This window comes from Rhizobium rhizogenes NBRC 13257 (assembly GCF_000696095.1).
In the GTDB taxonomy this organism is placed as follows: domain Bacteria; phylum Pseudomonadota; class Alphaproteobacteria; order Rhizobiales; family Rhizobiaceae; genus Rhizobium; species Rhizobium rhizogenes.
In genome coordinates this window covers 29,260-42,151 of record NZ_BAYX01000021.1, presented here as the reverse complement: position 1 = coordinate 42,151, position 12,892 = coordinate 29,260, and the positions used below count along the sequence as shown (strand labels likewise).

At 61.1% G+C, this 12,892-nt stretch carries 12 protein-coding genes; 10 read left to right on the top strand and 2 right to left on the bottom strand.

Going from position 1 to position 12,892, the window contains the following annotated elements; translation table 11 throughout:
* Positions 1-272: 272 nt before the first annotated feature.
* From RRH01S_RS28880 to RRH01S_RS28855, 6 genes are read left to right on the top strand one after another with little or no spacing between them, the layout of a single operon-like run.
* The gene (locus RRH01S_RS28880) at positions 273-1,076 is read left to right on the top strand and encodes a MetQ/NlpA family ABC transporter substrate-binding protein (RefSeq protein WP_042476339.1); all 804 of its coding nucleotides are present in this window, start codon (positions 273-275) and stop codon (positions 1,074-1,076) included.
* On the top strand, positions 1,064-2,218 hold the full coding sequence (locus RRH01S_RS28875) for a methionine ABC transporter ATP-binding protein (protein WP_042476335.1): 1,155 nt from the start codon (positions 1,064-1,066) through the stop codon (positions 2,216-2,218). Before RRH01S_RS28880 ends, RRH01S_RS28875 begins: the two co-directional genes overlap by 13 nt.
* Complete coding sequence (locus tag RRH01S_RS28870; RefSeq protein WP_042476332.1) at positions 2,199-2,852, top strand: methionine ABC transporter permease; 654 nt, start codon at positions 2,199-2,201, stop codon at positions 2,850-2,852. The genes RRH01S_RS28875 and RRH01S_RS28870 overlap by 20 nt, the downstream gene beginning before the upstream one ends.
* Before the next feature lie 20 nt (positions 2,853-2,872).
* Entirely contained in the window at positions 2,873-4,132 is a 1,260-nt protein-coding gene (locus RRH01S_RS28865; RefSeq protein ID WP_007694316.1) for an SfnB family sulfur acquisition oxidoreductase, read from the top strand.
* Between the two features lie 15 nt (positions 4,133-4,147).
* Positions 4,148-5,386, top strand: coding sequence for an SfnB family sulfur acquisition oxidoreductase (locus RRH01S_RS28860; protein WP_042476328.1), 1,239 nt, complete (start codon positions 4,148-4,150; stop codon positions 5,384-5,386).
* A gap of 12 nt (positions 5,387-5,398) precedes the next feature.
* The gene (locus RRH01S_RS28855; protein WP_042476324.1) at positions 5,399-6,757 is read left to right on the top strand and encodes an LLM class flavin-dependent oxidoreductase; all 1,359 of its coding nucleotides are present in this window, start codon (positions 5,399-5,401) and stop codon (positions 6,755-6,757) included.
* A 15-nt stretch (positions 6,758-6,772) separates the two neighbouring features.
* On the opposite strand, the gene RRH01S_RS28850 is transcribed toward RRH01S_RS28855, so the two are convergent.
* Complete coding sequence (locus tag RRH01S_RS28850; protein WP_042476320.1) at positions 6,773-7,318, bottom strand: GNAT family N-acetyltransferase; 546 nt, start codon at positions 7,316-7,318, stop codon at positions 6,773-6,775.
* Positions 7,319-7,403: 85 nt separating this feature from the next.
* The gene (locus tag RRH01S_RS28845; RefSeq protein WP_042476317.1) at positions 7,404-8,354 is read right to left on the bottom strand and encodes a GlxA family transcriptional regulator; all 951 of its coding nucleotides are present in this window, start codon (positions 8,352-8,354) and stop codon (positions 7,404-7,406) included.
* Positions 8,355-8,439: 85 nt separating this feature from the next.
* Between RRH01S_RS28845 and RRH01S_RS28840 the strand changes: the two genes are divergently transcribed.
* From RRH01S_RS28840 to RRH01S_RS28825, 4 genes are all read left to right on the top strand, one after another.
* Positions 8,440-9,114, top strand: coding sequence for a DJ-1/PfpI family protein (locus RRH01S_RS28840; RefSeq protein ID WP_042476314.1), 675 nt, complete (start codon positions 8,440-8,442; stop codon positions 9,112-9,114).
* Between the two features lie 240 nt (positions 9,115-9,354).
* Positions 9,355-10,365: a cell division protein FtsZ gene (gene ftsZ, locus RRH01S_RS28835; RefSeq protein ID WP_042476311.1), complete on the top strand. Its 1,011-nt coding sequence runs from the start codon at positions 9,355-9,357 to the stop codon at positions 10,363-10,365.
* A gap of 308 nt (positions 10,366-10,673) precedes the next feature.
* A complete protein-coding gene (locus RRH01S_RS28830) occupies positions 10,674-11,666 on the top strand; it encodes an alpha/beta hydrolase (RefSeq protein WP_042476308.1) in 993 nt (330 codons plus the stop codon).
* A gap of 387 nt (positions 11,667-12,053) precedes the next feature.
* Positions 12,054-12,887, top strand: a complete 834-nt coding sequence (locus RRH01S_RS28825; RefSeq protein ID WP_110924674.1) for an alpha/beta fold hydrolase — start codon at positions 12,054-12,056, stop codon at positions 12,885-12,887.
* Positions 12,888-12,892 lie beyond the last annotated feature (5 nt).

The following is a 12,892-nucleotide window of genomic DNA, read 5'->3' as shown; positions in this document are numbered from 1 at the left end:
CGAAGATAGTCTTTTACCATAACAACCGGATGAATGCTTGCATCGAAATGGCGGGATCTGTTTTGCCCGCATCTCGCCTTCGCCACGCCGCTGCGGAGGCACCGTTCAAACCATGCGCGGCAAACTTTTCGCCGATATGCCGCAGCGCGGAATAAATTTGCCCGGTGCTTCCGGATTCTGGCACGGCACGTTTTGTGCATAAAAACTATCGTCTTTATGATCATCCCCATCGAGGGAGCGTTGACTCACCTATTTTGACTGAGGGGACATAGATGAAACTTACCATCGCAAATCTGTTTGCGGCCGCCGTTCTGCTGCTTTCCACCCAGGCCTTCGCGGAGACGCTGAAGGTTGGCGTCGTGCCCGGCGTTTATGCCGATTCCATCGAGGCTCTGGTTCCGGAGGCCAAGGCCAAGGGACTGGATATCGAGATCGTCGAGTTCAGCGACTGGACGACGCCGAATGTCGCGCTGCAGTCGGGCGACATCGACGTCAATTATTTCCAGCACAAGCCCTTCCTTGACAACGCGATTAAGGAGCGCGGTTATGATTTTACCAGCGTCGGCCAGGGCGTGCTTGCCAATATCGGCCTCTACTCGCTGAAGCATAAGGACTTCGCCAGCATTCCCGAGGGCGGCACGGTCGCCATTGCTAATGATCCGGTCAACCAGGGCCGCGGTCTGCTGCTGTTGCAGAAGGCGGGCCTCGTCAAGCTGCGCGATGGTGTCGGCTTCAAGGGCACGCTGGATGACATCACCGACAATCCGAAGAAGCTGACCTTCAAGGAAATCGAAGGCCCGCAGCTTGCGCGTGTGACCGGCGACGTCGATCTGGCGCAGGGCTACCCGCATTTCATCGTCGCGGCCAAGACCTTCGATCCGTCTTCCGGCCTGCTTTATTCCGGCGTCGACGACAAGCAGTTCGCAATCGTCTTCGCCGTCCGCAAGGACAAGGCGGACAATCCGGCGCTGAAGGAACTGGTTGCCCTTTACCAGAATTCCACGGCAGTTCGCGACGCGATCAATAAGGCGTTCGACTCCGACAACAAGCTCTACACGCTGCCATGGCTGCCGTGATCGACAGCGATATCGCTCCGGCCACGGTCTGGCCCGTTCCGTGCGCGGAGCGCAGCCAGACGGTGCTCGAGGAGCAGGGCGCCGAGCCCGGGCAACGCCCGGGTTCCGTCGTCTTCGAGGGGATCGGCAAGACCTATACGTCTTCGGCGGGATCGGTGCAGGCGCTGCAGGACATCAGCCTGGATATACCGGCAGGCGCGATCTACGGCATTATCGGGCGCAGCGGTGCCGGCAAGTCGAGCCTGCTCAGGACGATCAATCGGCTGGAAAAACCGACAAGCGGCCGCGTTCTCGTCGACGGAGAGGATATCGGCGGATATGATGAGGATGCGCTGGTGGCGCTCCGCCGCCGGGTCGGCATGATCTTCCAGCATTTCAACCTGCTGTCCGCCAAGACTGTGTGGGGCAATGTCGCGCTGCCGCTGATCGTGGCGGGCGTGCCGCGCCGCCAGATCGAGGAGCGGGTCGCCGAGGTTCTCGCGCTTGTCGGGCTCGAGGACAAGCGCGACACCTATCCCTCACGCCTGTCCGGCGGGCAGAAGCAGCGCGTCGGCATTGCCCGCGCTCTGGTTCATCACCCGGAAATCCTGCTGTGCGACGAGGCGACATCGGCGCTCGATCCGGAGACGACGCTGTCCATCCTGCAGTTGCTGAAGGATATCAATCGCCGCCTCAACCTGACCATCGTGCTGATCACCCATGAGATGAGCGTCATCCGCGAGATCTGCGATCATGTCGTCGTCCTCGAGCAGGGCAGCATGGTCGAGTCCGGTCCGGTCTGGCGCGTCTTCGGCAATCCACAGCATGCCGCCACCCGCGCGCTGCTGCAGCCGCTGCATCGCGATATCCCCGAGGACGTGGCACGACGCTTGCGGTTGGAGGCCGATCCTGCCCGCCGCGAAGATGCGATCATCGCGTTGTCCTATACGGGCGAAGGCGGGTTGGAGCCGGATATTGCCGCCATTGCCGCCGCCATCGGCGCGCCGGTCCGGCTGCTGCAAAGTTCGCTAGACCGGATCGACGGCCATGTTCACGGTCGGTTGCTGATCGCCACGCGCCGACCAGAGAACCGCAGGCTGCCGGGGCTCGCCGGATTGGCGCATGAGACAAGGATATTGGGCTATGTCGACGTTGATGTATGAACGCCTGTGGCAGGCATTGCTCGACACCATCGTCATGGTCGGCGTCTCCGCCGTCTTCGCCCTTGCGATCGGTATTCCTTTAGCGGTATTCTTGGTGCTGTCGGGGCCGGGCGGCCTTATCCATGCACCGCGCCTCAACCGGGTGCTGGCGGCACTTATCAATGGCTTTCGCGCCACCCCCTTCATCGTGCTTCTGGTCGCCCTCTTGCCGCTGACGCGGTTGTTGACCGGCACCACGATCGGCGTCTGGGCCGCGATCGTACCATTGTCCATCAGCGCCACGCCTTTCTTCGCCCGCATTGCCGAGGTCAGCCTGCGTGAGGTCGATGCCGGGCTGATCGAGGCGGCGCAGGCGATCGGTTGCCGCCGCTGGCACATCGTTCGCCATGTGCTCCTGCCGGAAGCACTGCCAGGCATCGTCGGCGGCTTCACCATCACCATCGTCAGCATGATCGGCGCCTCCGCCATGGCGGGCGCCATTGGTGCCGGCGGCCTCGGCGATATGGCGATCCGCTACGGCTATCAACGCTACGACACGACCGTGATGGCCATGGTCATCGTCGTCCTCATCGCGCTCGTCTGCATCGTGCAGTTCACCGGCGACTATGCCGTTAGCCGCCTGCGGGCGCGCTGACGTTTTCTCAGGAGTTTTGCATGACCGATGCCTACCCCACGGGCTCGAACACTATATCCACCGAAAAGCCGGAGCCGCGCCGACCGGCACCGCCATGGCCGCCCCGGCTGATCGAAACCGACGATCAGGCGATCAAGGCCGCCGAGGCGCTGGTCGAAAAATTCCGGGCGGGGGCGTCCGAGCGCGACCGCGAACGGCGGCTCCCCTGGGAGGAGATCGATCTCTATACGGAAAGCGGCCTCGGCGGCATCACCGTACCGAACGCCTATGGCGGCGCCGAAGTTTCCCATGTCACGCTCGCCAAGGTCTTTGAGATCCTCTGTGCGGCCGATCCGGCGCTTGGGCAGATCCCGCAGAACCAGTTCGGCGTGCTGTCGCTGTTGCGCGAGATCGGCACGGAAGAGCAGAAGCGCCGTTTCTATGGCGATATTCTCCGGGGCTATCGTATCGGCAATGCCGGACCGGAGCGCGGCCGCAATGCCGTCAATGTCAGCACGACGCGTCTGCGCCAGACGCCTGACGGGCTGAGGCTCACCGGTCGGCGTTTCTATTCGACGGGAGCACTTTTCGCGCACTGGATCCCGACACGCGCCATCGACGATCAGGAGCGCCCGGTTCAGGTTTGGGCACCCTATGACGCTAGCGGCGTCAATGTTATCGACGACTGGTCCTCTTTCGGCCAGCGGACAACGGCGAGTGGTACTGTGGAATTCACCGATGTTGCCATTGGCAGCGAACAGGTTTTCCCCGTCTGGCAGCTTGCCGACCGTCCGGGCATCACCGGCCCTGTCTCACAACTGATCCAGGTGGCGATCGATGCCGGTATCGCTAAAGCCGCGATCGAGGATACGGTTACTTTCGTCAGGGACTATGCCCGTCCCTGGATGGATTCCGGTCTGCAATCGGCAAGCGACGATCCGACCATCATCCACGAGATCGGCCATCTCTACACCGAACTGCATGCCGCGCAGGCTCTGCTCTACGCCGCCGGTGAGGTGCTGGACGAGGTAGCGCGTGCGCCGATCACCGAGGCGTCCAGCGCGCGGGCGTCGGCAGCCGTTGCCGAAGCGAAGATCCTGACGACGGAGATCGCGCTCGAAGCAACCGAGAAGCTGTTCGATCTGGCAGGGTCAGCCGCAACCCGCGCCGGGCACAATCTCGACCGGCATTGGCGCAACGCGCGGGTGCATACGCTGCACGATCCAGTGCGTTGGAAATATCACCTGCTTGGTAACTACCAGCTCAACGGTGTCTTTCCCGCCCGTCATCAGTGGAATTAGGAGCGCGAAAGCGACATGACCGAGATCAACTCACCCAAGCCGGTTTCTCCCGCGCCGCCGCCAAGTCGCCCCGCCGATATCATCCGTGATGATGCGCAGGCACTTAAGATCGCGGAACGTCTTGCCACCGATTTTGCGGCAAGCGCCTCATCGCGGGATAGCGAACGGCTTCTGCCCTGGGCGGAACTCGACCAGTACAGCACCAGCGGCCTCTGGGGGATTACCGTTCCCCGTGAGTATGGCGGGGCCGGCGTTTCGGCAAAGACCGTCGCGCAGACGATCGTCACCATCGGTGCCGCGGACGGATCGCTGTCGCAGATTCCGCAGAACCATTACTACGCGCTGGAGGTGCTTCGCGTCGGTGGGAGCGCGGAACAGAAGGCTTTTTTCTACGAGCGCGTGCTGGCCGGCGAGCGGCTGGGCAATGCACTCGCCGAAATCGGTCAGCGCGATTTCAAGCGCCGCACCCGGCTCGTGCGCGATCCGGGTGGCTGGTATGTCGACGGAAAGAAGTTCTATTGCACGGGCGCGATCTATGCCCACTGGATTCCGACCCTCGTCGTTGCCGAGGAAGACGGCGCACCTGTCACCTATCTCGCCTTCGTGCCCCGGGACGCGCCGGGCGTCACCATCCATGACGACTGGGATGGCTTCGGGCAACGTGTAACCGGCAGTGGTACGGTGTTGTTCGAGCGGGTCAGGGTAGAGCCGGAATGGGTTGTGCCGTTCCAAACCTCCTTCGAGCGGCCGACGACCATCGGGCCATTCGCGCAGATCATGCATGCGGCCATCGATCTCGGCATCGGCTTCGGTGCCTATCAGGAGATGCTGCGCTTCATCCGTGAGCGCGCCCGTCCCTGGCTGGATGCCAAGGTCGATCGCGCTACCGAGGATCCTCTGACGTTGCATCAGGTCGGCAATGTCTGGCTACGGCTGCGGGCGGCGCAGGTGCTGCTTGATCGTGCCGCGGCGGAGATCGATGCAGTGCGGGCCGATATGACGGAAGAGAGCGTCGCGCGTGCGTCGATCGCCGTGGCGGAAGCGAAAATCCTGGCAACGAAGGCCGGGCTGCTCGCCGCCAACAAGCTGTTCGAACTGTCCGGCACATCCTCGACGCTGTCTGAGGACAATTTTGATCGCTACTGGCGCAATGTGCGGACACACACGCTGCATGATCCGGTGCGCTGGAAGTATCAGGCGGTCGGCAACTACTATCTGAACGGCAAGCTGCCGCCACGCCATGGCGCGATATAGGTCATCGATGTCATGAAAAAGCAGATACTCCTCAATGCCTTCAACATGAACTCCGTCGGCCATATCAATCATGGTCTCTGGACGCATCCGCGTGACCGATCGGATCAATACAAGACGTTGAACTACTGGACGTCGCTTGCCGAGACGCTGGAACGTGGCCTGTTCGACGGCATATTCCTTGCCGATATCGTCGGCGTCTATGACATCTATCAGAACTCCGTCGACCTGACGCTGCGCGAATCCATCCAGCTTCCGGTCAACGATCCGCTGCTCCTGGTGTCCGGCATGGCGGCGGTGACGCGCCATCTCGGTTTCGGCATTACCGTCAACCTCAATTCCGAAGCGCCCCATCTCTTCGCGCGCCGCATGTCGACGCTCGACCATCTGACCGGCGGCCGCGTCGGCTGGAACATCGTCACCGGCTACCTCGACAGCGCCGCACGCGCCCTCGGCCAGGATGGGCAGGCGGATCACGACTCGCGCTATGATCGCGCGGACGACTATCTGGAGGTGCTCTACAAGCTCTGGGAAGGAAGCTGGGATGACGATGCTGTGCGCGCCGACCGGCAGGCGCGTATTTTCGCCGATCCGGCCAAGGTTCGGCCGATCCATCATCGCGGACCTTTCTATCAGGTCGATGGCTACCACCTCTCCGAGCCGTCCATTCAGCGGACGCCGGTGCTCTATCAGGCCGGCACGTCGGGGCGGGGTCGCCAGTTTGCGGCGAGGCACGCGGAATGTGTGTTCATCACCGCGACCGACAAGACCGCGGCGCGGACCACATCGCGCATTCTGAGGCAGGCGGTTGTCGAGGCGGGGCGGCGGCCAGAGGACGTGAAGATATTTGTCGGGATTACCGTGATCCCGGACCACTCGCGGCAGGCGGCGCGAGAAAAATACGAAGACTATCTGCGCCATGCGAGCCCAGAAGCGGGACTGGCGCATTTCGCGGCCAGCACCGGCATCGATTTTTCCCGCTACGAGCTGGACGATCCGATTTCCTATGGCACCTCCAACGCCATCCAGTCGGCAACGCAGCTCGCACAGCAGCGCGGCTGGACGAAGCGGCAATTGCTGAAGGAGCTCGCCGTCGGCGGTCGCTATCCCGTTATCGTCGGCGATGCCACTGAGATTGCCGATGAGCTCGAAAGCTGGATCACCGAAGGCGAGATCGACGGGTTCAATCTGACGCGAACGGTGACGCCGGAGAGCTACGAGGACTTCATCGACATCGTCGTGCCTGCCTTGCAGGATCGTGGTCTCTACAAAACAGCCTATGCAGAGGGATCGCTGCGAAACCGGATCTTCCGCGAGGGCGACCGATTGCCGGCTCGCCATGCCGGCGCGGCATTTCGCGGCGGCTCGCGTTGAAACGCCAGGCCGCTCCTAGCGAAAGGGGCGGCTGATCCGATAGAGCACATGCGGGCGCAGGACGTGTCCGACGGGAACGGTCGTATCCTCAAAATCGGCGTCTTCCATATGCACCATGCCGATCTTTTCCATAGCGCAGCGCGAGGGAGTGTTGATGGTCGAGGTGTAGCCGATCACCTCTTTTATCTGCAATTCCTTCCACACGAAGTCGAGGCAGCAATGGCTAGCTTCCGTCGCATAGCCCTGTCGCCAGTAGGAGCGTCCGAGAATCCAGCCGATCTCGAGGGGAAAGTTGCCGGGAACTTCGGGGCCGGGACGCGATAGACCGGCCCCACCGATCAAGACGCCGTCCGCCTTGCGCTCGACGGCAAGAAAACCAAACCCTTCGCTCGCCAATTGTTCATTGGCCTCATCGATCATTGCGTCCGTTTCCGCAGGCGTGAGCAGGCTTGGATAATAATACTGGCGCGTCTCGGGATCGGCATTGATGGCGGCGAATGGTGCGCGATCCCGGTCTTGCCAAGGACGGAAGATCAGCCGTGAGGTTTCCAAGGTAAGCATGGCGTCCTCTGATCAGGAAGGGTTAATCGCAGGCTTTGTCAGGCGAGGCAAATGCCTCAATGCGAGTTCATATCGTGCGGCTAAACTACCCGAAATGATCACGAAAGGCTTGCGGCGTAGTGCCAAAGCTTCTCAGAAAGCCTCGCCGCAGGGTTTCCTCTGAACCAAAGCCGCAGCGCATGCGTGCCTGGCGGACGGAAAGGCCCTGTTCCAGAAGCCGGCGCACGGCCTCGACGCGAATATCTTCGACAGCCCTGGCCGGTGTACGTCCCGTCGCCTGGCGATAATGCCGCGAGAAGCTGCGTGCGCTCATGTTGGCCTGATCGGCAAGGGCCGGCAGCGAGAGGTCCGCGCGCAGATTGTCCATGATCCATCCGTGCAAGCGATCGAAGCGCTCGCCGCCCTCCTGCAGCGTCAGCATGGTGCTGAACTGCGCCTGGCCGCCTGGCCGCTTGAGGAAGACGACGAGCTCACGTGCAACGGCCAGTGCCAGTTTCCGGCCGAGATCCGCCTCGACCAGCGCCAAGGTCAGATCGATACCGGCGGTTACGCCCGCCGACGTCCATATCTCTCCATCCTGAATGAAGATCGGATCGGGTTCCAGCTTCACATTCGGAAAGCGCTTGGAGAACTCGGTGCAACGATGCCAATGCGTCACAGCGAGTTTGCCCTCCAGCAGGCCCGCTTCGGCGAGAAGAAAGGCACCGCTGCAAACCGATGCCGTCCGCCGCGCCCTTGCCGAACGCCGGCGGATCCAGTCGATGAGAGCGACGTCCTCACACGCCTTGTTCACGCCCCGGCCGCCTGCGACGATCAAGGTATCGATCTCGATATCATCGTCGGGCAGTGGTGCGGTCGCAAGTGACAGACCCGAGGTCGTCCCGGTCTGTGGGCTCGTTGCGACCGTGATCGCGTCATAGGGTCTTGGCAGACCCGCTGCGAGAGCTGCTTCATTGGCACTTGTAAACACCTGCAGTGGCCCGGTTACGTCGAGCAGCTGGGCGTTTTCGAAGGCGAGAATTTCGATGCGGCGCATAGTTTGGCTCAAAATGAGGGTACATTGGCAAATACGCCAGATAGTGATCGCGTAAGCTTGCTGAAGTCAATCTTTGGAGATGAATATGACGATCCGTTTCGGCCTGCTCACCTTTCCCGGCGTTCAGCAACTCGATCTGACAGGGCCTTACGAGGTCTTCGCCTCGACGGAAGGCGCGGAGGTCCATCTGGTCTGGAAGGATGTCGCGCCGATAGTAGCCTCAACGAAACTGGTGTTGCAGCCGACGACGACTTTCGAAGATTGCCCTCAACTCGACGTTATCTGCGTGCCGGGCGGCGCTGGCGTGAACGCGTTGCTCGAAGATGAGGTTGTCTTGTCCTTTATCCGCGCACAAGCGGCGCAAGCGCGTTTCGTGACCTCGGTTTGCACTGGCTCCCTCGTTCTCGGCGCGGTCGGGCTGCTCAAGGGCAGGAAGGCAACGACGCATTGGAATGCCCATGATTTTCTCGCCCATTTCGGGGCTATCCCGACCGCGGGCCGCATCGTTCAAGACGGCAATCTCATCACGGCCGGCGGGGTAACGGCCGGTATCGACTTCGGGCTGGCTGTCGTCGCAGCCCTGCGCGGCCAGGAGGAAGCCGAGATGATCCAGCTCTCGCTGGAGTACGCGCCGGCGCCGCCGTTCCATTCGGGGACACCAGAAGAGGCGACAGCCGAGGTGCTTGCCAGGGTGAAGCAGCGTTTGGCCGGCTCGCGGGCGGCGCGAGAAGCCATCCTCGCCCGCCTGGCCTCGATCTAACCTCAGCCGGCTGAGAATTGCGTTGGTCGCTGCGGGCTCCCGGTGTTTGATCCGGGGGCTCGCGCTTTAACATGCCGACCATCGCCAGGCATTAAATTCATTATCTTGTGGACGTCGCCCAGCATATGCCGCAATGCTCACGCGTTCCTCATCAGGATCGTTATGCTCTCGCGAATCGCTTTATGCCAGTTCCCGCGAATGGCAGGTGATCGCGATTGAAATTGATTCAAGGGGACCTTCATGGCCGACATCCGCACATCATTATCCGAAGTGATACCGAAGATTTCCATCGTCGGTGTCGGTGGCGGCGGCGGCAACGCGATTAACAATATGATCGCGGAAGAGCTTCAGGGCGTTGAATTCATTGCGGCAAACACGGATGCGCAGGCGCTCGCGATGTCGAGCGCAGCGCGGCGCATTCAGCTCGGGACCCAGGTGACCGAAGGTCTCGGCGCTGGCTCCCTGCCGGAAATCGGACGCGCTGCCGCCGAGGAATCCATCGATGAAATCATGGACCACCTCCGGGGCACGCATATGTGCTTCATCACGGCCGGTATGGGTGGCGGCACCGGCACGGGCGCGGCTCCGATCATCGCTCAAGCGGCGCGCGAGGCGGGGATTCTCACGGTGGGCGTCGTCACCAAGCCCTTCACGTTCGAAGGCAACCGACGCATGCGGACCGCCAACGAGGGTATCGAGCGCCTGCGTGAAAGCGCGGACACTGTCATCGTTATTCCAAATCAGAATCTGTTTCGCATTGCGGATGCCACGACCACCTTCGCGAACGCTTTTGTGACCGCCGACCGGGTCCTGTTTGCCGGTGTTAGCTGCATCACGGATCTGATCGTCAAGGAAGGCCTCATCAACCTTGATTTTGCCGACGTCAAATCCGTCATGCGCGGAATGGGCCGAGCCATGATGGGAACCGGCGAAGCGAGCGGAGAGGGCCGGGCGCTGAGGGCGGCAGAGGCTGCCGTCGCCAACCCGCTTCTTGACGATATGAGCATGAAGGGCGCGCGGGGCGTGCTGATCTCCATTTCCGGCGGCACGGACATGACGTTGTTCGAAGTGGATGAGGCCGCCAGCCGCATACGCGACGAAGTCCTCGATGATGCCGATATCGTTGTCGGAGCGATCTTCGACAGAACCCTTGATGGGGTGTTCCGGGTATCGGTCGTTGCAACGGGTCTCGATGGGTTCGCAGCCTCGGGCAATCTCTCCGAGGCTATGAGAAGCCAAAGCGCTCAGTAAAGATTACTTCGGACTGTTCGAGGCGAGAGATAGGAAGAGGAGAAACCTCGGGTGGCGTATCCGGGGGTGGAGAGCTGTGCCTTCAGCCATTTTACGATCATCAAGCTATTCTCTCTGGCTGAGACGGGGCGCCCCCGCCTGTCATGCTGCTTTGAAAAATAGACGGTATCCAGAGCTGAAGACAGACGAAGCTGTTGGCAGTTGCAACCGAACAGAGCAATATTGCCTTCAGGCTGGGTAGCGGAAAGGTCAATCGTGTGAATGGGCGTCGGTCATTTCTCTTCATGCTCCCTTTCTTGACGAGGTTGATGGCAGCGCTGGCGGTGACCGTCCCCCTGGTGCTGCTTGGTTCACCCGCCCAGGCTCTCGATCCGGTGCCACCGATGCAGGTCTCGAACGATCAGATCGATAAGCTGATCGCGACACTGCATCAAACCTACGACGGCATACAGGACCTCCGCCAGCGGCGCGGCGCCTTCGAGAGGTTGATGGCATCGACGCCGGATCCGACGCGCGTCCAGATCCGTCATGCGGATGTCAACGGAGTTGAGGCCGATCTGATCTGGCCGGCGCGGCTGCATCATCCGCTCGGCCGGCGGGCGATCCTCTATCTCCATGGCGGTGGCTTCTATAGCGGTTCGTTGAGGACGCATCGCAATATTGCGGGCTCTCTTGCGAAGGCTGCGTCCGCCGATGTGCTGCTGATCGACTATCGTCTCACACCGGAACACGGTTTTCCCGCCCAGGTCGATGATGCGCTGGCATCCTATCGCTGGCTTCTCGCCTCCGGATATCGAGCGGAAAACATTGTGGTTGCCGGCGAATCCGTCGGCGGGACCCTGGCGATCGAGGTCACCCTCAGGCAGCTCCGGCTCAAGGGGCCTTTGCCGGCCGCCGTGGTGGCGATGAGCCCGGTGACCGATTTTGCCATAACAGGCGCCTCGATGACCGCGAATGCCGGGAGCGATCCTTTCATGGGCAAGGGCGAGCTGGAGCTGATACGCAACGCCTATATCGGCGATCGTTCCCCGGTGAATTGGGAGAGGTCACCGCTTTATGCGAATATGACCGGCTTTCCGCCACTGCTGCTGCAGGTCGGTTCGCGTGAGACGCTGCTGGACGATACGCTGCGCCTGGAGGACAAGGCGCGTCAGGCAGGGGTCAATGTCACCGTCGAGATCTGGCCGGGCATGATCCACCAATGGCAGGTCTTCCCGTTTTGGCTTGACGACGCGAGGAAGTCGAACGCAAAGGTGGCTGAATTCGCCATCGCGCATTTTGCGGACAAGCCCGCACAGTAGTCATCGTCATCTGACACAATCAGCCGCATCTTTCAGACCAAGTGTATCGCGCAGGGGCTGGACCCGATGATTCCATGCGTTCAGTCGTTCAGGTGTCATGCCGAAGTGCTGGTTGCCGCTCAATTTATTATTGCACGATAAGATATTGCGATAAATTTCTTATGGACAGCAATTCGAATTGGCTCTACATAGATAAATATCGCAATAACAAATCGTGCGATATATAAATGATTGGAGATTGAAATGAGCAACTCGATCAATCAAGCTACCCGCCGGGGCGTTATGACGGCCGGATTAGGTCTGGCCGCCACGGCGGCTGTCATGCCCTTCGCTCAACCCGCACAAGCCTCTGCAACAAAGCAGTCTTCGAAAGGGAAGGATACCACTATGAGCAGCAACACCATTACGACCAAGGACGGAACCCAGATTTTCTACAAGGATTGGGGAACGGGTCAGCCGATCGTATTCCATCACGGTTGGCCGCTGAGCGCCGACGACTGGGATGCTCAGATGCTGTTTTTCCTCGATAAGGGTTTCCGCGTCATCGCCCATGATCGCCGCGGCCACGGCCGCTCGAGCCAGACGGCAACCGGCAACGAGATGGATACATATGCCGCCGATGTCGCGGCATTGGCCGAGCACCTCGACCTGAAGGGCACCATTCATGTGGGACATTCGACCGGCGGCGGCGAAGTTGCCCGCTACGTCGCGCAATATGGCGGCCATGGCCGCGTCTCCAAGGCGGTGCTGATCGGTGCCGTGCCGCCGATCATGGTGAAGTCGGAGAAGAATCCGGGCGGCCTGCCGCTCGAGGTCTTCGACGGTTTCCGTTCGGCACTGGTTGCCAACCGCGCCCAGTTCTTCCGCGATATTCCGGCTGGCCCGTTCTACGGCTTCAATCGTCCGGGTGCTAATGTCTCCCAGGGCGTCGTCGACAATTGGTGGCGCCAGGGCATGATGGGCGGCGCCAAGGCCCATTACGATTGCATCAAGGCCTTCTCGGAAACCGATTTCACCGAGGACCTGAAGAAGATCGATGTGCCGGTTCTCGTGATGCATGGTGACGACGACCAGATCGTGCCGATCGCGGATTCCGCTCTTCTGTCCGCCAAGCTGCTCAAGAAGGGCACGCTGAAGGTCTATAAGGGCTTCCCGCACGGCATGGCCACCACCCATGCGGATGTCATCAACGCCGATCTGCTTGAATTCTTCAAGGCATAACGATC

Excerpts from the sequence above, each read along its gene's own strand:
- RRH01S_RS28860 (WP_042476328.1), top strand. The coding sequence starts at position 4,148 with ATGACCGAGATCAACTCACCCAAGCCGGTTTCTCCCGCGCCGCCGCCA.
- RRH01S_RS28855 (WP_042476324.1), top strand. The coding sequence starts at position 5,399 with ATGAAAAAGCAGATACTCCTCAATGCCTTCAACATGAACTCCGTCGGC.
- RRH01S_RS28825 (WP_110924674.1), top strand. The coding sequence starts at position 12,054 with ATGAGCAGCAACACCATTACGACCAAGGACGGAACCCAGATTTTCTAC.
- RRH01S_RS28850 (WP_042476320.1), bottom strand. The coding sequence starts at position 7,318 with ATGCTTACCTTGGAAACCTCACGGCTGATCTTCCGTCCTTGGCAAGAC.
- RRH01S_RS28870 (WP_042476332.1), top strand. The coding sequence starts at position 2,199 with ATGTCGACGTTGATGTATGAACGCCTGTGGCAGGCATTGCTCGACACC.
- RRH01S_RS28840 (WP_042476314.1), top strand. The coding sequence starts at position 8,440 with ATGACGATCCGTTTCGGCCTGCTCACCTTTCCCGGCGTTCAGCAACTC.
- RRH01S_RS28875 (WP_042476335.1), top strand. The coding sequence starts at position 1,064 with ATGGCTGCCGTGATCGACAGCGATATCGCTCCGGCCACGGTCTGGCCC.
- RRH01S_RS28845 (WP_042476317.1), bottom strand. The coding sequence starts at position 8,354 with ATGCGCCGCATCGAAATTCTCGCCTTCGAAAACGCCCAGCTGCTCGAC.
- RRH01S_RS28830 (WP_042476308.1), top strand. The coding sequence starts at position 10,674 with ATGGCAGCGCTGGCGGTGACCGTCCCCCTGGTGCTGCTTGGTTCACCC.
- RRH01S_RS28880 (WP_042476339.1), top strand. The coding sequence starts at position 273 with ATGAAACTTACCATCGCAAATCTGTTTGCGGCCGCCGTTCTGCTGCTT.
- ftsZ (WP_042476311.1), top strand. The coding sequence starts at position 9,355 with ATGGCCGACATCCGCACATCATTATCCGAAGTGATACCGAAGATTTCC.
- RRH01S_RS28865 (WP_007694316.1), top strand. The coding sequence starts at position 2,873 with ATGACCGATGCCTACCCCACGGGCTCGAACACTATATCCACCGAAAAG.